Source organism: Paracoccus albicereus (assembly GCF_024359525.1).
Classification (GTDB): Bacteria; Pseudomonadota; Alphaproteobacteria; order Rhodobacterales; family Rhodobacteraceae; genus Paracoccus; species Paracoccus albicereus.
The window spans coordinates 293587-314172 of sequence record NZ_JAKZEU010000003.1 but is presented as its reverse complement, the minus strand read 5'-3'; the positions used below and the strand labels follow the sequence as shown (position 1 = coordinate 314172).

Sequence of the window (20586 nt, the reverse complement as noted above, 5' to 3'; positions counted from 1 at the left end):
AGCATGGCGAAAACGGCGCTCATCACTGGGGTCACGGGTCAGGACGGCAGCTATCTTGCCGAATTCCTGCTGGCCAAGGGATATGATGTTCACGGCATCAAGCGTCGGTCGTCCAGCTTCAACACCGCGCGCGTTGATCACCTGCAGATCGCTCCTCATTCAGGCAGCCGCTTTCACCTGCATTTCGGCGACATGACCGACGCGGGCGGGCTGATGCGCCAAATCGCGGAGATTCGACCTGACGAAATCTACAATCTGGCCGCGCAGTCCCATGTCCGGGTCAGTTTCGACATGCCCGAATACACCGCGGACGTGGACGGGATGGGCACGCTGCGGCTGCTGGAGGCGATCCGGCTGCTGGGGCTGGCGGATTCCACGCGCTTCTATCAGGCGTCGTCCTCGGAACTGTATGGCGGGCTTCAGGATGGCCCGCTGACCGAAGAGAGCCCGTTTCAGCCGCGCTCGCCCTATGCGGCGGCGAAGCTGTTCGGCTACTGGACCGTGGTGAACTACCGCGAGGCCTATGGCATTCACGCTAGCAACGGCATCCTGTTCAATCACGAAAGTCCGCGTCGGGGCGAGACCTTCGTCACCCGCAAGGTGACAAGGGCGGCAGCGGCCATCAGTCTTGGATTGCAGGAGAAACTGTATCTCGGCAATCTCGATGCCCGTCGGGACTGGGGCCATGCGCGCGACTACGTCGAAGGAATGTGGCTGATGCTGCAGCAGGACCACCCCGGAGATTACGTCCTGGCCACCGGCGAGACACATTCGGTGCGCGACCTGTGCAGCCGCGCCTTTGCCGAGACCGGGGTGACGCTGGAATGGCGGGGCGAGGGGGCTGAAGAACGTGGTGTCGATGCGGAAAGCGGGCGCGAGCTTGTCTCGCTCGACCCGGTCTATCTGCGTCCGACAGAGGTGCCTGTCCTGATGGGCGACCCGTCGCGCGCCCGCGCGGCGCTCGGGTGGCGTCACCGCACCGATTTTGCGGGTCTGGTGGCCGAAATGGTCGCCGAAGACCTGCGCCTGTTGCAGAACGAGGCGCTTGCGCGCCGCGCTTACGGAGTCGTCTGAATGAGCGAAAAGATCACCCCCGTGCTGATGGCAGGCGGCTCGGGCACCAGGCTGTGGCCGGTGTCCCGCAAGAGCTTTCCGAAGCAGTTCGCGCACCTGACCGGCGACGAGACGTTGTTTCAGGCCTCTGCCCGCCGCTTGTCGGGCGCGGACTTCGCGGCACCGATCGTGATGACGAACGCCGATTTTCGTTTCATCGTGGCCGAACAGCTTGATCAGATCGGCCAGGAACCGGGGGCGATCGTGATCGAGCCGTCCGGCCGCAACACTGCGCCCGCGATCCTTGCTGCCGCGCTGATGGTGGTGCAGGACGATCCCGACCGGCTGCTGCTGGTCGCCCCGTCTGATCATGTCATTCCCGATGCGCAGGCGTTTCGCGCCGCGGTCAAGGCAGGGTCGGGGCCGGCGCGGGCAGGCAAGATCGTGACCTTCGGCATCACGCCCGACCGGCCAGAGACCGGCTATGGCTATCTGGAACTGGACGGCGATGCGGGGACAGGGGCTGTGCGCCCGCTGAAGCGCTTTGTCGAAAAGCCCGATGCCGGGCGCGCTGCCGAAATGCTGGAAGCCGGCGATTTCCTGTGGAACGCGGGGATATTTCTGTTCTCGGCCGCGACGATGATCGCGGCCTTCCGCGACCATGCGCCCCAATATCTTGATGGCGTCGAAGCGGCGTTGGCCGAGGCGAAGACCGATCTCGGGTTCCTGCGGCTCTCGCCCCAGCCGTGGAACGCCTTGCCCGACGAATCCATCGACTATGCGGTGATGGAAAAGGCCGACAATCTTGCGGTCGTGCGCTTTGACGGGCGCTGGTCCGATCTGGGCGGGTGGGACGCGGTCTGGCGTGAGGCGCAGGCCGACCGTCCGGCAGAAAGAGGCGTCGTCACCGATGTCCATTCGACCGCGATCGATTGCGACAACGTGCTGATCCGATCCGAACAGGACGACATGCAGATCGTCGGCATCGGCCTGCGCGACGTGATGGTTGTGGCCACAAACGACGCCGTCCTGGTTGCCGACATGAACCGCGCGCAGGATGTGCGGCAGGCCGTCACCGCGCTGAAGGGCCGTGGCGCCAAGCAGGCCGAAGCATTCCGTCGCGACCACCGTCCCTGGGGCTGGTTCGAGACGCTGGCGTTGGCCGACCGCTTTCAGGTCAAGCGCATCGTGGTCAAGCCCGGTGCGGCGCTGTCGCTGCAAAGCCATCACCACCGGGCAGAGCACTGGGTGGTGGTCAGCGGCACCGCGCGCGTTACCGTGAACGACAGCGTGACGCTGGTCACGGAAAACCAGTCGATCTACGTGCCTCTGGGCGCCGTCCACCGCATGGAGAATCCGGGCAAGGTGCCGATGGTGCTGATCGAGGTGCAGACCGGCAGCTATCTGGGCGAGGATGACATTATTCGCTACGAAGACGTCTACGCGAGGGATTGATGCGGGTTCTGCTGACCGGCGGCACCGGGCTTCTGGGTCGCGCGATCATCCGACAGGCCGCCCGCGAGGCTCCGGGGGTGGAGTTGCTGGCCCCGCCGCGTGCGGATCTCGACCTGCTGGATCGTGCGGCGCTGCGGGCCTGGTTTAACGCGAATAGGGTCGACGCGGTGATCCATTCCGCCGCACGGGTGGGCGGCATCCAGGCCAATCTGGACGATCCGGAGGGGTTCCTGATCGACAACTTGCGCCTTGATGACGCGTTGATGAGCGCCGCCGATGCGGCGGGTGTTGGTCGTCTGATCTATATCGGGTCGAGTTGCATGTATCCGCGCGACCACCGCCAGCCGCTGGTGGAAGAGGATCTGTTGGCCGGGCCGCTCGAACCCTCGAACGAGGGCTATGCGCTGGCCAAGATCGTCGGCGCCAAACGGTGCGCCGCGATCTCGGCAGCGAAAGGCCGTGCGTGGCGGACGATCATTCCCTGCAACCTGTTTGGCGTCGACGACCATTTCGGCTCGCACGGCGCGCATCTGGTGGCGGCTGCGATCGCCAAGATCGTGGAGGCGCGCGACAACGGCGCAGGCAGCGTCACGATCTGGGGCGACGGGCACGCGCGGCGCGAGTTTCTGGAGGCCGATCATCTGGCCCGATTCCTGCTGCGCATCCTGCCCGACCTGTCCACGCTGCCCGACTGTCTCAACGTCGGCGCGGGCCGGGATCATGCGGTGAACGATTACTACCGCATGATCGCCGATGTCGCGGGCTACGACGGCGCCTTCACGCACGATCTGTCCCGCCCGGCAGGAATGAGCGCGAAGCTGATCTCTTCTGATCGCGCCGCGATGTTCGGCTATCGACCCCCCGAGGATCTGACCGCCGCGCTGAGCCGAGCGGTCGCGGCCTGCGAGCGGGGGCGTGTGAACTGATGGCAGAGTGCCTCGTTCTTGGTGCGGGAATGGTCGGCGTCTCGACCGCCCTGTCGCTGCAGGCGCGAGGCCACGCGGTGACCCTGATCGACCGGACCGAGCCTGGTCGCGAGACCAGCTATGGCAATGCCGGTATCATCCAGTCCGAGGCGGTCGAGCCCTACGCGATGCCGTTGGGGCTGGCCGACCTGATCGGGATCGCGATGGGTCGCCACCCCGAAGTGCGATATTCCGCGCGCGGGCTGACGGGGTCCGCGCGTGCGTTGATGCTGTATGCCTGGAATTCGCGGCGGGGTCCGCATGGCCGCGCAAGCCGCGTCTATGCGGGATTGATCGCCGGCGCGGCGCGCGCGCATGACGCACTGATCGGCGCGTCCGGGGCCGAGGATCTGGTGCGCCGCAGCGGCTGGCTGGAACTTTATCGGAGCGACGCGACGCTCGAGGCTGGGGCGGCGCAGGCGGAACGGCTGCGGAAAACCTACGGCGTCTGGTCCAAGGTATTGGATAGCAACGACCTCGCCGCGCTGGAGCCTGCCCTGCGCGAGCGGCTGGCTGGGGCGGTGATGTGGCCGGACAGTTGGTCCTGCATCGATCCGGGCGGTCTGGTTTCCGCCTATGCCGCCCTTTTCGTGGACCGGGGTGGGCAGATCACAATAGCAGATGCGTCGGACATTCGAAAGGAGGGTGCGGGCTGGCGTGCGGGCAACCATGGTGGACAGCATGTCGTCGTCGCGATGGGGCCATGGTCGCCGACGATCCTGCGCCGGTTCGGGCTGCGCGTGCCGATGGTGCTGAAGCGCGGCTACCATCGTCATTACGAGATCCCGAACCCGCCGCTGCGGCCCATGTTCGATACCGGCAATGCCGTCGTCATGTCACCGATGCGCCAAGGATTGCGCATTGCGACAGCCGCAGATCTGCGTCCGGTGCCGCACCCAGCACCCCCGCAATTGGCGCGGGGCGAGGCGGCGGCACGGGCGCTGTTCGATTTGGGCGCGCCGATCGAGCATACGCCGTGGACGGGGCAGCGACCCTGCATGCCCGACATGCTGCCGGTGATCGGAGCGGTGCCGGGCCAACCGGGATTGTGGGCAAATTTCGGTCACGGGCATCAGGGCTTCACGCTGGGCCCCGTGACGGGCGAGATGCTGGCCGAGCAGATCGACGGCGCAACGGGTTCCGAAGCGCTGTCGCCGGCGCGGTTCGCCTAGGCTGTTTCGGCCTCCTCCTCGGGTGCCTCGTCTTCGAGGATATCTTCGACATAGAGGCGATTGACCAGCACCATGACCACGATCAGAAGCGGCGTGGCAAGAATAATCCCCGGCAGTCCGAACAGCGCGCCGAACCCCACTACGCCCAGCACGGTCAGCACTGGAGGCAGGTTGGTGGCGCGCTTTTGGATCATGGGCAGCAGGATGTTGCCTTCGATCTGCTGGATCACGGTAAACAGGATCGCCACGTATATGGCCATCTGCGGCCCCTGGGTCAGCGCGAACAGCACCGCAGGCACGCCCGACAGAAACGGTCCAATCAGGGGGATGATGTTGGTCAGCCCCGCGATCAGCCCCAGAACCAGCGCAAGGGGGACGCCCAGCAGCCACAGGCCGACGCCGCTGAGGATGCCGACGAACAGCATGTCGATCGACTGGCCGGCCATCCACTTGGCCAGCTTGCTGCCGATCTCTGCCACGATTTCGCGGGCCCGGTCACGATTGCCCATCGGCACAAGCTTCAGCCCGCCTTCGCGATAGGAGGCGGGGTCCATGGCCAGGAAGATCGCCATGGTCAGGATCAGGATCAAGTTGGCGGCCATGCCCGTGATCGTGGTGAACGTGCCGCGCACGACGCCCACGACGTTGCCCAGCATGCCGCCCGTCGCGCCGCCCTGTTCGCCGCTGGACCTGACCTGTTCGCGCACGAGCTGGCCCAGGTTGGTCTCTTCGAGCCAGCTGGTGACCCGGGTCCAAGCCTGCGGGATGCCCGCGATCAGCTGATTGAACTGGCGCGAGACGTCCTGGCCGATCCACATCACCAACGCGGTCAGGACCAGCACCGCAAGCCCGAAGACGACAAGCACGCCGATCCGGGGTGACAGACGCGAGCGGCGTGCGATCCAGTGTGCCCCGGCCCGCAACGCAACCGCGACCAGCACCGCGCCGAAGAACATCAGCAGCAGTGTTTTCAGCCGCCATGCCGCAAGGATCAGGATCGCGATGGCGAAGACGCTGAGGATCGTCGCCAGCGGCACCGGACCGCGCGATGTCCCCGGAACGGCCGGCGTGGGTGCAGGCTGGCTGTGCGGATCGGATCTGTCAGGCATGGGTCAGGCGGCGTCTTTCGAGGCAGGAGGCGTCGGGGACCACCAAACACGTCCGGGCCTTCGGGGCAATGCCGGGGGTTCGCTGCGGCTTGCCGCCGGGTCCCAAGTGCTGCGGCTTGCCGCCGCTGGGGCTTCCTGCTAACCGGGCGCGGATTTCGAGATGACGCGGCACGGCCGCACCAGACACAGGAGCCGACATGGCCATCGAACGTACGCTTTCCATCATCAAGCCCGACGCGACCCGCCGCAATCTGACCGGCAAGATCAACCAGAAGTTCGAGGATGCGGGCCTGCGCATCGTCGCGCAGAAGCGCATCCACCTGTCGCCCGCGCAGGCTGGCAAGTTCTACGAGGTTCACAAGGAACGCCCGTTCTACGGCGAACTGGTTGAATTCATGGCGTCGGAGCCGGTCGTGGTGCAGGTTCTGGAAGGCGAGGACGCGATCGCGAAGAACCGCGAAGTGATGGGCGCGACCAACCCCGAGAACGCCGATGCGGGCACGATCCGCAAGGAATACGCGCTGTCCGTCGGCGAGAACTCGGTCCACGGATCGGACGCGGCAGAGACCGCGAAGGAAGAGATCGCGTTCTTCTTCTCGGGTCTCGAACTGGTCGGCTGACACAGGTCGATTTGACGCGGATCGGGGGCGCTTCGGCGCCCCTATTCGTTCACGAAGCTTAACGGCAACACCAGCGTGCGGTGATGCGCAACAGCGCAACACCCAAGGCCGCGAAAAGCCCAGCATTCGCAGGGTTTGCCGGGTCACAGCCCGTACACCGCGCGTACACAGGCTGTACACAACCTGTACACAGGCTGCGAGCGTGCGGTTCAGGAAGCGTTAAGAGATCCCGGCTGCGCCGGGATGCCTTCGGCAAGGCGATTTTCCTGAAAACTTAAGGCGTTGGGGCAAACGCGCGACGATCTGCGGCAGGCAGGCCGTTGCGCGGGTGGTCCGCGGGGCTGATGCGCGGGTCGGTCGGTCCTTACAGGACCACGATCCCGTCGTGCTTGGCCTTGTGTTCGGGTTCGACATGGATGTGGACGTTCACCTTGGCATCGAGCGCGTCGCGAAGGGCAGCCTCGATCCGGTCGCAGATGGCGTGGGAATCGGCCACGCTCATTTCTCCGGGCACGATCAGGTGGAATTCGATGAAAGTCATCGCGCCGGCATGACGGATGCGGACGTCATGCGCCTCGATCGCGCCCTCGGCGTTGCGAGCGATCGATTGCTTGAGATCCTGCACGATCGCCTCGTCCGGCGCCTTGTCCATCAGGCCCCCGGCGGCCTCGCGCGTCATCGTCCAGCCCTGCCACAGAATGTTGAGCGCGACGAGCGCCGCGATGGCCGGGTCCAGCCGCTCGATCCCCGTCGCGGTGACGAGGATGACGCCGATGATGACGCCGGCCGAGGTCCAGACGTCGGTCAGGATGTGACGCGCATCGGCCATCAGCGCGGGCGAGCGCAGGGCGCGGCCGCGACGCATCAGCCAGGCGGCCCAGACCCCGTTGATCAGCGAGGCCGTGCCGTTAATCGCAAGCCCCAGTGCCGGGGCGTCGATGGGCGCGGGTGCGAACCAGCCCTGCCACGCTTCGCGCAGGATCGCGAGGGCGGCGAGCACGACCAGCACACCTTCGAACACGGCCGAGAAGTATTCGGCCTTGTGGTGACCGTAGGGATGGTTGCTGTCGGCAGGGATCGAGGCCACGCGCAGCGCGACGAAGGCCGCACCCGCCGCGACGACGTTGATGATGCTTTCCAGCGCATCGGAATAGAGCGCGATCGATCCGGTGACGTACCAGGCGTAGAGCTTGAGCGCGAAGACCAGAAGGCCGATGCCGACGCTGCCGAGCGCCGCCTGCTGAGAACGATCCATGCTAGCCACCTGCATGCCTGTGCCGGACCCGTCCGGTCCGGTGCCCTTAGAAGAAGGCGACGCCGGGCTCAACCCTTCCGATTGCGTGGGCGGGCGATGCACGGCGGGCATATGCGTTGCGGCAGGGCGTCCTTCGGGCTATGCCGGAACCCGCAACAGCGTATTTTCAAGGCGGATCGGGGGTCAACATGCGCGCATTCGTGTTTCCGGGGCAGGGGGCGCAGGTCGTGGGCATGGGCCGTGCGCTGGCCGAGGCCTATCCGGCGGCGCGCGACGTCTTTGCCGAGGTCGACGAGGCGCTGGGCGAGGATCTGTCCACGCTGATCTGGGAGGGCGATCAGGACACGCTGACCCTGACCCAGAACGCACAGCCGGCGCTGATGGCGACCTCGATGGCGGCATTCCGGGCCCTGGAGAGCGAAGGGATCAACATCCATGACGCCGATTTCGTCGCCGGTCATTCGCTGGGGGAATATTCGGCCCTGTGCGCGGCCGGTTCGCTGACGCTGCCCGATACCGCGCGCCTGCTGCGGATGCGCGGGCAGGCGATGCAGGAAGCCGTGCCGGTGGGTCAGGGCGCGATGGCCGCGATCCTGGGTCTGGATTTCGAGGCGGTCGCCGCGCTGGCGCGTGATGCGGCCGAGGACGAGGTCTGCGAAGCGGCCAACGACAACGATCCCGCGCAAGTGGTGATTTCGGGCCACAAGGCAGCGGTCGAGCGTGCGGCGGCCCTGGCCAAGGAGCGTGGCGCCAAGCGGGCGCTGATGCTGCCGGTTTCCGCGCCGTTCCATTCGGTGCTGATGCAGCCCGCCGCCGCGGTGATGGCCGATGCGCTGGCGGGCGTGGATATCCAGCCGCCCGCGGTGCCGCTGATCGCCAATGTCCGCGCCGAGCCGGTGATCGAACCGGGCGCGATCCGCCGCCTGCTGGTCGAGCAGGTGACGGGGACCGTGCGCTGGCGCGAAAGCGTCGCCAACATGGCGGAACTGGGCGTGACCGAGTTCTGGGAAATCGGCGCGGGCAAGGCGCTGTCGGGGATGATCCGGCGCGTGTCGAAGGAGGCCGCCGTGCGCAACATCGGCGAGCCTGCGGATGTGGCGGCGCTGAAGGGTTAAGAGCGAGGCTCTGCCTCGCGCTCCGGGATATTTGGATGAAGAAGAAGGGGTCGTCATGTTCGATCTGACGGGTAAGCGGGCGCTGGTGACGGGCGCCTCGGGCGGGATCGGCGGCGCGGTGGCCGAGGCGTTGCACGCGGCCGGTGCGACGGTGGCGCTGTCGGGCACGCGCGAGGGGCCGTTGCAGGAACTGGCGTCGAAGCTGGGCGATCGGGCGCATGTCGTGACCGCGAATCTGGGTGATCCCGACGCGGTCGAGGGGCTGCCGAAGGCGGCCTCTGATGCGATGGGCGGGGTCGATATCCTGGTCAACAATGCGGGCATCACCCGCGACAACCTGTTCATGCGCATGTCCGACGAGGAATGGGCGCAGGTTCTGGACGTGAACCTGACCAGCGCCTTCCGGCTGTCGCGCGCGGTGCTGCGGGGCATGATGAAGGCGCGCTGGGGGCGGATCGTCAACATCACGTCTGTCGTGGGCCAGACCGGCAATCCGGGGCAAGGCAATTACGCCGCCGCCAAGGCCGGGCTGGTGGGCATGTCGAAGAGCCTGGCCTACGAGGTCGCGAGCCGCGGAATCACCGTCAACTGCGTCGCGCCGGGCTTCATCGCCACCGCGATGACGGACAAGCTGAACGACGACCAGAAGGGCAAGATCCTGGGTCAGATCCCCGCTGGACGGATGGGCGACCCTGCCGAGATCTCGGCGGCGGTCCTGTATCTGGCAAGCCCGGAAGCAGGCTACATGACCGGCGCCACGCTGCACGTGAACGGCGGCATGGCGATGGTCTGAAGGCCGGGTGCCGGGGCCATGCGTGCGCCGGTGCGGCGATCATATGTACGCCGGTGCGGCGATGATGCAGACGCCGGTGCGGCGATGATATGTACGCCGGTGCGGCGATGATGCGACGGACCGCGCCGCCAATGTTCATCAAGGCGAATGTGGTTGCATGGCCGGGCGCCGATGCTATATCCCCGCCTTTAAGGCCAAAGGGGAACCGCCCCTGGGCTTCAGACGCCGTGCAAGGATGCGCGAACGCGGCCGGCACGCGGAACCCTTGGGCGGATGCCCGTGAAACGTGAGGAACGGACATGAGCGATATCGCTGATCGCGTGAAGAAAATCGTGGTGGAACACCTGGGCGTCGAGGAAGACAAGGTGGTCGACTCCGCCTCGTTCATCGACGATCTGGGCGCGGATTCGCTCGACACGGTCGAGCTGGTCATGGCCTTCGAGGAAGAATTCGGCATCGAGATCCCCGATGACGCCGCCGAGACGATCCAGACGTTCGGCGATGCGGTGAACTTCATCAAGGCCGCCGTCTGAGGCGAGACCACTGATGCGATCACGAAGCGGCGTCCCGGCGGGGCGCCGTTTTTCGTTTCCGGCTATTCGCCCAGCTTGCGGTGGATCTCGTCCAGATCGACCTCGCCCTTCGGGCCCCTGCGGTCGGGGTCGTCGAAATCATAGCGGAACAGCTGGAAGTCGCGCTTGTAGATTTCCCACATCAGGTGACGCGACAGATCGTCGAAATACTCGCTGATCTTGTGTGCGCGTTTGGGCCCGTGGCCTTCGGATTCGTTGAAGCGCGGGACTTGCGCCACATCGACCGGGACCGGGGTTTCCGCGGCGTCCAGCGCGCGCTGCATCCCGGCGTCGAAATCCTCGGTGAAGAAGATCTGGTCGTAACGCCCGCCATTCGCGATGAAGGTCGCGACATGGCTGGACACCGCGGACCAGTGGATGTCGGGCTCCATCGGGCGGCGCCAGCGGATCGTGTCGCGGGCGAACAGCAGGAAGCGGCGGAAGCTGGCGATCTGGTCGAACTCGAAGCCGTTTTCGGGGCTGCCGACATCGACGCCGTAGCGCTGCGCGAGTTGCGGCAGCAGGTTGCCGCGGTAGCGCTTGCCGTTGCGCTGGATGCCCGCGATCTTGTCGAAGAAGGATGACAGGATCCGCGAATAGGGGTTCCTGACGCAGGTGAAGGTCAGCGCCGTGTGGCCGCGCACCGCCTGGTCGATGGGCTGCTGGCTGTGATCCTGGGACCATTTGTGCAGGCCGTCGCGGCTGTCGTGGATGTCGCCGTCGAAATAGCGGCCGTGATCGGAATAGAACATGATCTGGCCGATCGACGAGCAGGCGCATTTGGGCACGACCCGATAGATCATGCTTTCGCTTTCCGTCATCCAGACGCCGGGAAAGGGCATGGCGGATCAACCTTCGAAAAACAGCCGCGGTGGGCGGTCGCCGGCCTTGCCCCACGACGCCGATTTGTGACAGACAAAAGCAAATCATGCCCGCCAGTTCAACGCCCGACCGCGATCCCCGACCGGAAACCTGACGCATCGCATGGCCAAGATCGCCTTCATCCTGCTGTGCCACAAGAACCCCGACGGGGTGATCGCCCAGGTGAACCGACTGACCGGATCGGGCGATTATGTCGCGCTTCATTACGACGGGCGCGCGCCACTGGCAGAATGGCAGCGGATCGAGACGGCGCTGGCGGGCAACCCGCGCGTTGTGTTTGCGGGCCGTCGCATCCGTTGCGGCTGGGGCGAGTGGTCGCTGGTCGCGGCCACGCTGGAGGCCGTGCGGGCCGCGCTGGACACGTTCGCCGATGCCTCACATCTCTACATGATGTCGGGCGACTGCATGCCGGTGAAATCCTCGGCCTACGCGCACGAGATGCTGGACGCGGAAGACGTCGATTACATCGAGAACGTCGATTTCTTCGACAGCGACTGGATCAAGACCGGCTTCAAGGCTGAGAGGCTGATCTATCGCCACTGGTTCAACGAGCGCCGGAACAAGCGCCTGTTCTACGCAAGCCAGAACCTGCAGGCCCGGCTTGGGCTGACGCGAAAGGTTCCTGACGGTCTGGCGATGCGGATCGGCAGCCAGTGGTGGTGCCTGCGCCGCCAGACGGTCGAGGCCGTGCTGGACTTTGCCGCGCGCCGCCGCGATGTGATGCGGTTCTTCGCGACGACCTGGATTCCGGACGAGACCTTCTTCCAGACGCTGGTCCCGCATCTGGTGCCAGCGAACCAGATCGCCAGCCGGACGCTGACCTTCCTGATGTTCACCGATTACGGGATGCCGGTCACGTTCTACAACGATCATTTCGACCTGCTTCTGCGTCAGGATTACCTGTTCGCGCGAAAGGTCAGCCCCGAGGCGCAGGACCTGCTGCAGCAGCTTGCCGATCTGTGGCAATCCGACCGGACCGACTTTCCGATCTCGGGCGAGGGGCCTGCGCTGCACCGATTTCTGGTGTCGCGCGGCCGCGAGGGGCGGCGTTTCGCGCCGCGCTTCTGGGACGATGCGGCGATCCTGGACCGGGGCGACCGGCTGCATGTGATCGTGGCGAAGAAATGGCATGTGGCCAAGCGCCTGACCGCCGCGATCCGTGACCGAACCGAGCTGCCTGCGATCGATTATGTCTTCAACGAGATTGACGCGGGGCTGCCGGATCTGGGTGGGATCGAGACCACGCTGGACAAGCGCCAGCGTCACCGGCGCGCACTGATTGGTGTGCTGATGGAGCGGTTGGAGACCAGGCGGTTGGTCTTGTGCATCGACCCGGCGGCGCAGGCGTTGTTGCGCGACCTGGTCGCCAGCCGCGCCGCGACCCGCGTCCTGTTCATCGACGGCGATTTCGACGACGCCTATCTGGCCGGGCACATCGTCCGTGTCGGTCTGGCGGGGCAGGGCACGCCGCGCGACCGGCTGGAGGCGCTGGTCCCGACCATGCGCGCCGATCTGGCACACGAGGCGCGGATGCTGCGCGACATGGGTCTGCCCTGGTTCGCCGAGATCGGTCCCGGACAGGACCAGACAACCAACGGCGATGCGCTGGCGCGGTTTCTGGATGTTCCGGCAGAACTCGGCCATGATCTGGCCGCAACGCCGCATCTGTTCGCCGATTGAGGAATGCCCATGGCCTATGACGACAACAACATCTTCGCGAAGATCCTTCGCGGCGAGATCCCGAACGACACCGTCGCGGAGAACGCGCATGCGCTGGCCTTCCGTGACATCGCGCCGAAAACGCCGGTCCATGTGCTGGTGATCCCCAAGGGCAAGTATGTCTCGTTCGACGATTTCGCGGCGAATGCCTCGCCTGAAGAAATCACGGATTTCATGCGTCTTGCGGCCGAGGTCACGCGGGCCGAGGGCGTGTCGCTGGATCAGGGGCAGGGTTTCCGGGCGATCACCAATGCCGGCAGCCATGGCGTGCAAGAAGTGCCGCATTTCCATCTGCACATCATGGGCGGGCGCAACATGGGCCCGATGGTGACTTTGCGGGACTAACCTCTCTGACGGGGGCGGAAGAAGTCCGCCCCTGATCCCCGTCCGTCGGGTATTGTTACTATATAACATAACGGATACAGGTTGCGCTCACGATACAGCGCGAAAGGATATCCGCATGTCTGAACTTCGTATTCTCTTGGCTGCCGCGACGGCCCTGACCCTGATGAGTGGCGCGGCGGTGATGGCTCAGACGGCAGGCCAGAGTGAAGAGGCCCATTCCCACGACCACGACCACGACCATGCCCACTCACATGACCATGCGCACGGATCGGATGCCGACAGGACGGCCGCAAAGGGCTATTTCGAGGATGACGAGGTCGCGATGCGTCCGCTGAGCGATTGGGAAGGTGATTGGCAGTCGGTCTATCCCTACCTGATGGCGGGCGATCTGAACCCCGTGATGGAGCACAAGGCCGAAACCGGCGACAAGACCGCCGAAGAATACCGCGCCTATTACGAGACCGGCTACCAGACCGATGTCGATCGGATCACCATCGAGGGCGACACCGTGACCTTCTACCGCGACGGCACGCCCGCGCAGGGGCGTTATGCCGACGACGGCTACGAGATCCTGACCTATGACAAGGGCAATCGCGGGGTGCGGTTCATCTTTGCCAAGACCGAAGGCGATGCCGAGGCGCCTGCCTTCATCCAGTTCAGCGACCATATCATCGCGCCGCAGAAGGCCGATCACTATCACCTTTACTGGGGCGACGACCGGGCCGCGCTGCTGGAAGAGCTGACCAACTGGCCGACCTATTATCCGTCCTCGCTGAGCAAGGACGAGATCGTGGCCGAGATGACCGCGCATTGACGATCGAAGGCGTGGCCCCGTGCCTTCGGGGCCGCGCCGATCAATCCGTTCTTTCGCCCGCGTATTCAGCCAGCAGCGCGGGGAAATCCGCCTCTGGCGGGAAGCCCGCGAAGGAATGGGTGGCGCCGGTTTCGACCCATGGCAGTCTCTCGTCCGTCCAGGTCTCGATGAAGGGGGGACGGTCCGACAAGGCCGCAAGCTGTGTCGAATGGACATTCACGATGGGGCCCATCGCCGCGAACTTCGTGACCATCCAGCTGAGGCAGTCGGCACAGGCAAGGTGGTTCTGCGCGCCCTTCAGGCCGGCAGGCACCAGATCGCCCGTGATCTCGACCGCGTCCTGATGGTAAAGCGCGCCGACCGAGAATGCGCTGGATGTCATCGCCTGACAGCCGCTGCAGTGGCAGATCCCGGTCGATAGCGGCGCGCCCCTGACGGTGATGCGCACGGCACCGCAGCGGCAGGTGACACTTTGTCCGGTCGCGTCCATCCGATCACCCCTTGGTCAGTTCGACGAAGACATCTTCCAGATGCGGCGCTTCGGTCGCCACGTCGGCGATCGGCACGCCCGCGCCGCGCACCGCGTCGATCAGCGCATCGGCCCGCACGCGGGAGGGCGGATAGCTGATCGCAAGCTGCCCGTCGTCGCGCCATTCCGCGCGGGCGCCGTCCGGCAGGGGCGGGGTGTCGTGGCGCGCGCCGCCGGTGTCGATCACCAGCGTCTTGCTATCCATTCGGCCCAGCAGCGCCTCGGTCTTGTCGCGCACGATCAGTTCACCGTGGTTGATGATGGCGATCTCGTCGCACATCGCCTCGGCTTCCTGCAGGTAGTGCGTGGTCAGGATGATGGTCATCCCTTCGGCGTTCAGGCGGCGGATGTTGGTCCACAGCATCTCGCGCAGACCGATGTCCACGCCAGCCGTGGGTTCGTCCAGGACCAGGATGCGGGGGCGATGGACCAGCGCCTTGGCCAGCAGCAGGCGCCGCTTCATGCCGCCGGACAGGGTGCGCGCATAGGCGCTGGCCTGCGCGGTGAGGTCCACCATCTCCAGCAGTTCGTCCGTCCAGCGCTCGGATTTCGGGACGCCGTAAAGACCCGCCTGCACCTCAAGGCTGCCGCGCGGGGTGAAAAACGGGTCGATGTTCAGTTCCTGCGGCATCACCCCGATCGCGGCGCGCGACTGGCGCGGGTTCACGTCCTGGTCAAAGCCCCAGATGCGGACCTTGCCGGCGGTCTTGTTGACCAGACCCGCGAGGATGTTGATCGTGGTGGACTTGCCCGCGCCGTTCGGGCCCAGCAGCCCGAAGATGCTGCCCGCCGGCACCTGCAGGTCCAGCGCTTTCAGCGCCTGTTTGGGCGCACCGCCACCTTGGGCCGCATAGGTCTTGGACAGGCCGGCGATCTCGATGGCGGGGCGGTCGGTCTGGGTCATCTGCGGTCCTTATCCCCCCGGGCTTGCTTGCACCCCGACAGGGCGGCGATTACGATGCGCGTTAGATCAAACCGCGCGGTCCCCGGCAACCCGGGGACGTGGGCGCAGGAGGCGGCGGAAATGAGCAAAGAGATCGACAGGCGGACAACGGACGGGCAGGCGAATGTCGACCGCGGGGTCGAGGGCGGCGCCGGCGTGCCCTTGTCCACCAGCCAGGTCGAGCCGCTGGCCCAACTAGCCCATCCCGCGCCGGAGACCGAAGTGGTGACGACCTGGAAAGTCGCCTGCGAGGGTGACGAGGCGCTGGGCCTGGGCCATCCGCGCGTGTGGCTTGCGATCTCGCCCGCGACGGGTTTCGTCGAGTGCGGCTATTGCGACAAGCGCTTCGTCATCGATCCGGACGCGACGCACGGCCACTAGTCCGGCACGCGCGACGTCTCGCGCTTGGCCTCGCCCCGGCAGCGGTCCGAACAATAACGGACCTGTTCCCAGTCCCGCGCCCATTTCTTGCGCCAGGTGAACGGCCGGCCGCACCGGGCGCAGGTCTTGGTGGGCAGATCGCCCTTGCGGATCATCCGGGCCATCGCGGGCTTTTCCTCAAGGCACCGTCATCGAGCGTCCGGCGCGGCTGGAACCCCGTTCGCGGACGTGGCAGAACCGGGGCGTACCGGGAAAGGACATGGCCATGGGCGACAGCTTCGGCAAGGGCCACCACCTGCATCTGATCGACGGCTCGGCCTACATCTTCCGCGCCTATCACGCGCTGCCGCCGCTGACGCGCAAGTCCGACGGGCTGCCCGTCGGTGCGGTCGCGGGGTTCTGCAACATGCTGTGGAAATATGTCAGCGACGATCACGGCAGCCACGCGCCGACCCATGCCGCGGTGATCTTCGACCATTCCGCGAAGACCTTCCGCAATGAGATCTATTCGAACTACAAGGCCAACCGCCCCGAGCCACCCGAGGATCTGCGCCCGCAATTCCCGCTGACGCGCGAGGCGACGCGGGCCTTCAACATCGCCTGCATCGAGACCGAGGGCTACGAGGCCGACGACATCATCGCGGCCTATGCCTGCCGTGCGCGCGACGCGGGCGGGCGCGTCACCATCATCAGCTCGGACAAGGATCTGATGCAGCTGGTGGGCGATGGGGTGGAGATGCTGGATCCGATCAAGGGCAAGCCGATCGGTCCCGACGAGGTGTTCGAGAAGTTCGGCGTCGGCCCGGATCGTGTCACCGACATCCAGGCGCTGGCGGGCGATTCGATCGACAACGTGCCGGGCGCGCCGGGCATCGGGATCAAGACCGCCGCCACGCTGATCCAGGAATACGGTGATCTGGAAACGCTGCTGGCGCGGGCCGAAGAGATCAAGCAGCCCAAGCGCCGGCAGACGCTGATCGATTTCGCCGATCAGATCCGCATCTCGAAACGACTGGTCACGCTGGATTGCGATACGCCGCTGGACGTGGCGCTCGAGGCGCTGGAGGTGCGCGACGCCGAGGCGGAGACGCTGCTGGGCTTCCTGAGCGAGATGGAGTTCCGGACGTTGACCGCGCGCGTGGCGGAACGATTGGGTGCCGAGGCACCGGCGGTGAAATCCGCGCCGCCGGCCGAGGCCCCGCCCGCGCCGGACCTGCCCGCGATCGACACCACGATCTACGAAACGGTGACCACGACAGAGATGCTGGCGAAATGGATCGCCGATATCCACGACACCGGCCATGTCGCGATCGACACGGAAACCACCAGCCTTGATGAGATGCAGGCCGAACTGGTCGGCATTTCGCTTGCCACCGCACCGGGCAGGGCCTGTTATATCCCGGTGGGCCATGTCGAGGGCGGGGGCGACCTGTTCGCGGGAACCGCCCGCGTCGACGGACAGCTGACGTCGGATGAAGTGATCGCGGCGCTGAAACCGGCGCTGGAAGACGACAGCGTGCTGAAGATCCTGCACAACGCTAAGTATGACTGGAAGATCCTGGCCCGGCACGGCATCCGCATGGCGCCGCTGGCCGACACGATGCTGATGTCCTACGCGCTGAACGCGGGCTCGCACAATCACGGCATGGACGAGGTCGCGGAACGCTATCTGGGCCATCGCTGCATCCCGATCAAGGATTTGATCGGAACCGGCAAGGCGCAGGTCAATTTCGCGCAGGTGCCGATTGACCGCGCCGCGCCCTACGCGGCCGAGGATGCCGAGGTGACGCTGCGCCTGTGGCAGCATTTCGCGCCGATGCTGCCGCCCGCGGGCGTCACGACCGTCTACGAGACGCTTGAACGCCCGATGATTCCGGTCCTGGCCGAGATGGAGATGGCGGGCATCCGCATCGACGGCGATACGCTGAAGCGGATGTCGAACGCCTTTTCGCAGAAGATGGCGGGGCTGGAAGACGAGATCCACGGTCTTGCCGGGCACAAGTTCAACATCGGCTCGCCCAAGCAGTTGGGCGAGATCCTCTTCGACACGATGGGCCTGACCGGCGGCGCGAAGGGCAAGACCGGTGCCTATTCGACCAGCGCGCAGGTGCTGGAGGATCTGGCCGCAGAAGGTCACGACCTGCCCGCGCGCGTTCTGGACTGGCGGCAGGTCAGCAAGCTGAAATCGACCTACACGGATGCGCTGCCGACCTATGTCCATCCCGACTCGGGGCGCGTCCATACCAGCTATTCCATCGCGGGCGCGCAGACTGGGCGGCTCGCCTCGACCGAGCCGAACCTGCAGAACATCCCCGTGCGGACCGAAGAGGGGCGGCGCATCCGCGAAGCCTTCGTCGCCGCACCGGGTCATCGGCTGGTCAGCCTCGATTACAGCCAGATCGAGCTGCGCATCCTCGCGCATATCGCGGACATCCCGGCGCTGAAACAGGCGTTCAAGGACGGGATCGACATTCACGCGATGACCGCGAGCCAGATGTTCGGCGTCCCGGTCGAAGGCATGGACCCCTATGTGCGGCGGCAGGCCAAGGCGATCAATTTCGGCGTGATCTACGGCATTTCCGGCTTCGGCCTCGCCCGCAACCTGCGTATCCCGCGCGAGGAGGCGCAGGCCTTCATCAACACCTATTTCGAGCGCTTCCCGGAAATCCGCGCCTATATGGATGCGACGATCGCCGGGGCCAAGCGCGACGGCTTCGTGCGGACATTGTTCGGTCGGCGGATCAACACGCCCGAGATCAACGCCTCGGGTCCCGGTGCCGGCGGCGCGCGGCGCGCGGCGATCAACGCGCCGATCCAGGGCACCGCTGCCGACATCATCCGCCGCGCGATGATCCGGATGCCGAAGGCCATCGCGGGCCAGCCGGCACGGATGCTGCTGCAGGTCCACGACGAACTGGTCTTCGAGGTCGAAGAGGGCGCGGAAGACGCGCTGATCGCTGTCGCGCGGCAGGTGATGGAGGGCGCGGCCGATCCGGCAGTGCATCTTTCGGTGCCGCTGGTCGTCGACGCGGGAATCGGCCAGAACTGGGCCGAGGCGCATTGATGGCGGGACACAGGCACAGCCACGCGGGCCACGGCCACGATCATGCGGGCCATGATCACGGGCATGTCCATCTGCGACCGACCGGCGGTGCGGGTGACCGCGCGATCATGTGGGCGGTCGTCGTCAACCTTGCCCTGACAGTGGCCCAAGTCGCGGGCGGTCTGATCGCCGATTCGACCGCGCTGATCGCCGACGGCATCCACAACCTGTCGGATGCGATGGCCCTGGTCCTGGCCTTCGGGGCGCGGCGGCTGGCGCAACGTCCGGCGACCCCGGTGTGGAGCTTCGGTTGGGGTCGAGTCGAGATCATCGCGGCCTTCGTCAACTTTCTGGCCCTGATCGCCGTGTCGGTATGGCTGGCGGTCGAGGCGATCGGCCGTCTGGCGAACCCGCCCGAAGTCGCGGGCGGTCTGGTCATGGGACTGGCCGGTTTCGCGCTGGTCGTCGATCTGGCTACGGCTGCGCTGGTCTACCGCGCCGCGAAGGACAGCGTGAACATCCGCGCGGCCTTTCTGCACAACCTTGCCGATGCGGGCGTGTCCGTCGCGGTGATCCTGGGCGGTCTGCTGATCTGGGTCTTCGGCTGGTATCTGGCCGATCCGCTGCTGACGCTGGCGATCTCGGTGGTGATCGTCTGGCATGTCGCGTCCGAGATCGGGCCGGTCTTCCGCAGTCTGATGCTGGCGGCACCCGCCCATCTGGACGCGGAAGAGGTGTTGGATGCGCTGCGCGATCTGCCCGGCGTCACCGACGCGCACCATCTGCACCTGTGGCAGATCGACGAAAAGCGCAACGCGGCCTCTGTCCATCTGGTGGCGGATGATCCGGGCCGGGTCGTGTCGGCCAAGGCGATGCTGCGCGAGCGTTTCAAGATCGGCCACGCGACCGTGGAATATGAGACCGAAACGCAGATCTGCGCCGACCGGCTGGCTTAGCCGGCGATCAAGCCCGCGTCTATCGCGCCATCAGGACCGGAACGCGCGCCTTTTCCAGCATGTTGCGCGTCGCCCCACCCAGGATCGCCTGCCGGAACCGCGAATGGCCATAGGCGCCCATCACGATCAGGTCGGCGGCGGTTTCGATGGCGCGGCGATTCAACGCCTCGCTGACCTGCTTTCCGGCCGAGGCGATGACGGCGATTTCCGTTTCGACGCCGTGACGGGCCAGCATCTGCGCCAGCGCCTCGCCTGGCTCGAAACGGTCCAGCACCTGCGGGCGCGGGTCGATCACCGTGATCTCGACCGCCTCGGCACCGGTCAGGACGGGCAGGGCCGAGCGAACGGCGGCCATCGCCTCGCTGGAATTATTCCACGCAATGACCACGCGCTTGGGCGGCCAGACCGGATGCGCGGCGGCGGGCAGAACGAGGACCGGACAGCCGCCGTCGAACATCGCGGCCTCGGTCACCGGCTCGGCCTCCATCGGGGCGCCTTCGCCGTAGGGGTGGGTCTGGATCATCAGGTCCGAAAAGCGCGCCCGGATCGCGATCAGCGAATTCAGCCCGCCCGCCTGTGCCACGGCTGAATCGACCGACCAGCGCAGATCGCCTTCGCCGGACAGGCGCTCGCGGATCTGCTTTTCCAGCGCCTTCGCGCCCTCCATCGCGGTATCGAGGACGTCCTGATACACGAAGGCCGGATCGCCGGCGTAGTAATAGCCCATCTGCGATCGATCGACGCCCAGGCAGAAGACCTCCAGATGGCCGTCATTCTGTCGTGCCAGCGCGATCGCCGCATCGAGTTGCCGCATCTGCGCGACTTCCGTCAGAACGGTCAGGATGGATTTGTAGGCCATGGCGTG

General features: G+C 66.0%; 21 protein-coding genes. 14 read left to right on the top strand and 7 right to left on the bottom strand.

Going from position 1 to position 20586, the window contains the following annotated elements; all coding sequences use genetic code 11:
- The first annotated feature begins 3 nt into the window (after positions 1 to 3).
- From gmd to MLD63_RS10370, 4 genes are read left to right on the top strand one after another with little or no spacing between them, the layout of a single operon-like run.
- Positions 4 to 1074, top strand: a complete 1071-nt coding sequence (gene gmd / locus MLD63_RS10385; RefSeq protein ID WP_255329834.1) for a GDP-mannose 4,6-dehydratase — start codon at positions 4 to 6, stop codon at positions 1072 to 1074.
- Positions 1075 to 2508 carry a mannose-1-phosphate guanylyltransferase/mannose-6-phosphate isomerase gene (locus tag MLD63_RS10380; RefSeq protein ID WP_255329833.1) on the top strand — a complete coding sequence of 478 codons (1434 nt, stop codon included), beginning with the start codon at positions 1075 to 1077 and terminating at the stop codon, positions 2506 to 2508.
- Complete coding sequence (locus MLD63_RS10375) at positions 2508 to 3434, top strand: NAD-dependent epimerase/dehydratase family protein (RefSeq protein ID WP_255329832.1); 927 nt, start codon at positions 2508 to 2510, stop codon at positions 3432 to 3434. Before MLD63_RS10380 ends, MLD63_RS10375 begins: the two co-directional genes overlap by 1 nt.
- Entirely contained in the window at positions 3434 to 4645 is a 1212-nt protein-coding gene (locus tag MLD63_RS10370; RefSeq protein WP_255329831.1) for an NAD(P)/FAD-dependent oxidoreductase, read from the top strand. Before MLD63_RS10375 ends, MLD63_RS10370 begins: the two co-directional genes overlap by 1 nt.
- On the opposite strand, the gene MLD63_RS10365 is transcribed toward MLD63_RS10370, so the two are convergent.
- On the bottom strand, positions 4642 to 5754 hold the full coding sequence (locus MLD63_RS10365; RefSeq protein ID WP_255329830.1) for an AI-2E family transporter: 1113 nt from the start codon (positions 5752 to 5754) through the stop codon (positions 4642 to 4644). The genes MLD63_RS10370 and MLD63_RS10365 overlap by 4 nt on opposite strands.
- A 197-nt stretch (positions 5755 to 5951) precedes the next feature.
- Here MLD63_RS10365 and ndk point away from each other — a divergent pair, with 197 nt between their 5' ends.
- Positions 5952 to 6374, top strand: coding sequence for a nucleoside-diphosphate kinase (gene ndk, locus MLD63_RS10360; RefSeq protein WP_255329829.1), 423 nt, complete (start codon positions 5952 to 5954; stop codon positions 6372 to 6374).
- A 364-nt stretch (positions 6375 to 6738) separates the two neighbouring features.
- Here the strand turns inward: ndk and MLD63_RS10355 are convergent, their stop codons facing one another.
- The gene (locus tag MLD63_RS10355) at positions 6739 to 7629 is read right to left on the bottom strand and encodes a cation diffusion facilitator family transporter (RefSeq protein ID WP_255329828.1); all 891 of its coding nucleotides are present in this window, start codon (positions 7627 to 7629) and stop codon (positions 6739 to 6741) included.
- Between the two features lie 188 nt (positions 7630 to 7817).
- Between MLD63_RS10355 and fabD the strand changes: the two genes are divergently transcribed.
- The 3 genes from fabD to MLD63_RS10340 all read left to right on the top strand — a co-directional run bounded on the left by fabD (position 7818) and on the right by MLD63_RS10340 (position 10070).
- Positions 7818 to 8744, top strand: a complete 927-nt coding sequence (gene fabD / locus MLD63_RS10350; RefSeq protein WP_255329827.1) for an ACP S-malonyltransferase — start codon at positions 7818 to 7820, stop codon at positions 8742 to 8744.
- Between the two features lie 55 nt (positions 8745 to 8799).
- Entirely contained in the window at positions 8800 to 9537 is a 738-nt protein-coding gene (fabG, locus tag MLD63_RS10345) for a 3-oxoacyl-ACP reductase FabG (protein ID WP_255329826.1), read from the top strand.
- Between the two features lie 299 nt (positions 9538 to 9836).
- Positions 9837 to 10070: an acyl carrier protein gene (locus MLD63_RS10340; RefSeq protein WP_255329825.1), complete on the top strand. Its 234-nt coding sequence runs from the start codon at positions 9837 to 9839 to the stop codon at positions 10068 to 10070.
- A 62-nt stretch (positions 10071 to 10132) separates the two neighbouring features.
- Here MLD63_RS10340 and MLD63_RS10335 read toward each other — a convergent pair whose 3' ends face one another.
- Entirely contained in the window at positions 10133 to 10951 is an 819-nt protein-coding gene (locus tag MLD63_RS10335; RefSeq protein ID WP_255329824.1) for a sulfotransferase family protein, read from the bottom strand.
- A gap of 142 nt (positions 10952 to 11093) precedes the next feature.
- On the opposite strand from MLD63_RS10335, the gene MLD63_RS10330 reads away from it, so the two are divergent.
- From MLD63_RS10330 to MLD63_RS10320, 3 genes are all read left to right on the top strand, one after another.
- On the top strand, positions 11094 to 12671 hold the full coding sequence (locus MLD63_RS10330) for a DUF5928 domain-containing protein (protein WP_255329823.1): 1578 nt from the start codon (positions 11094 to 11096) through the stop codon (positions 12669 to 12671).
- 3 nt (positions 12672 to 12674) lie between these two features.
- On the top strand, positions 12675 to 13055 hold the full coding sequence (locus MLD63_RS10325) for a histidine triad nucleotide-binding protein (protein WP_255329822.1): 381 nt from the start codon (positions 12675 to 12677) through the stop codon (positions 13053 to 13055).
- Positions 13056 to 13170: 115 nt separating this feature from the next.
- Positions 13171 to 13869 carry a ZinT family metal-binding protein gene (locus tag MLD63_RS10320; RefSeq protein WP_439957646.1) on the top strand — a complete coding sequence of 233 codons (699 nt, stop codon included), beginning with the start codon at positions 13171 to 13173 and terminating at the stop codon, positions 13867 to 13869.
- Between the two features lie 40 nt (positions 13870 to 13909).
- On the opposite strand, the gene MLD63_RS10315 is transcribed toward MLD63_RS10320, so the two are convergent.
- Positions 13910 to 14359, bottom strand: coding sequence for a GFA family protein (locus tag MLD63_RS10315; RefSeq protein ID WP_255329821.1), 450 nt, complete (start codon positions 14357 to 14359; stop codon positions 13910 to 13912).
- 4 nt (positions 14360 to 14363) lie between these two features.
- Complete coding sequence (locus tag MLD63_RS10310; protein ID WP_255329820.1) at positions 14364 to 15302, bottom strand: ABC transporter ATP-binding protein; 939 nt, start codon at positions 15300 to 15302, stop codon at positions 14364 to 14366.
- A gap of 225 nt (positions 15303 to 15527) precedes the next feature.
- On the opposite strand from MLD63_RS10310, the gene MLD63_RS10305 reads away from it, so the two are divergent.
- Positions 15528 to 15722, top strand: a complete 195-nt coding sequence (locus MLD63_RS10305) for a zinc-finger domain-containing protein (protein ID WP_255329980.1) — start codon at positions 15528 to 15530, stop codon at positions 15720 to 15722.
- On the opposite strand, the gene MLD63_RS10300 is transcribed toward MLD63_RS10305, so the two are convergent.
- Positions 15719 to 15886: a DUF2256 domain-containing protein gene (locus tag MLD63_RS10300; protein WP_255329819.1), complete on the bottom strand. Its 168-nt coding sequence runs from the start codon at positions 15884 to 15886 to the stop codon at positions 15719 to 15721. The two genes, MLD63_RS10305 and MLD63_RS10300, sit on opposite strands and share 4 nt — an antisense overlap.
- 101 nt (positions 15887 to 15987) lie before the next feature.
- Between MLD63_RS10300 and polA the strand changes: the two genes are divergently transcribed.
- Both polA and MLD63_RS10290 read left to right on the top strand, forming a co-directional pair.
- Positions 15988 to 18786: a DNA polymerase I gene (polA, locus tag MLD63_RS10295; RefSeq protein WP_255329818.1), complete on the top strand. Its 2799-nt coding sequence runs from the start codon at positions 15988 to 15990 to the stop codon at positions 18784 to 18786.
- A complete protein-coding gene (locus tag MLD63_RS10290; protein WP_255329817.1) occupies positions 18786 to 19721 on the top strand; it encodes a cation diffusion facilitator family transporter in 936 nt (311 codons plus the stop codon). Before polA ends, MLD63_RS10290 begins: the two co-directional genes overlap by 1 nt.
- 19 nt (positions 19722 to 19740) lie before the next feature.
- Here the strand turns inward: MLD63_RS10290 and MLD63_RS10285 are convergent, their stop codons facing one another.
- Complete coding sequence (locus MLD63_RS10285) at positions 19741 to 20580, bottom strand: universal stress protein (RefSeq protein ID WP_255329816.1); 840 nt, start codon at positions 20578 to 20580, stop codon at positions 19741 to 19743.
- Between the last annotated feature and the right edge of the window lie 6 nt (positions 20581 to 20586).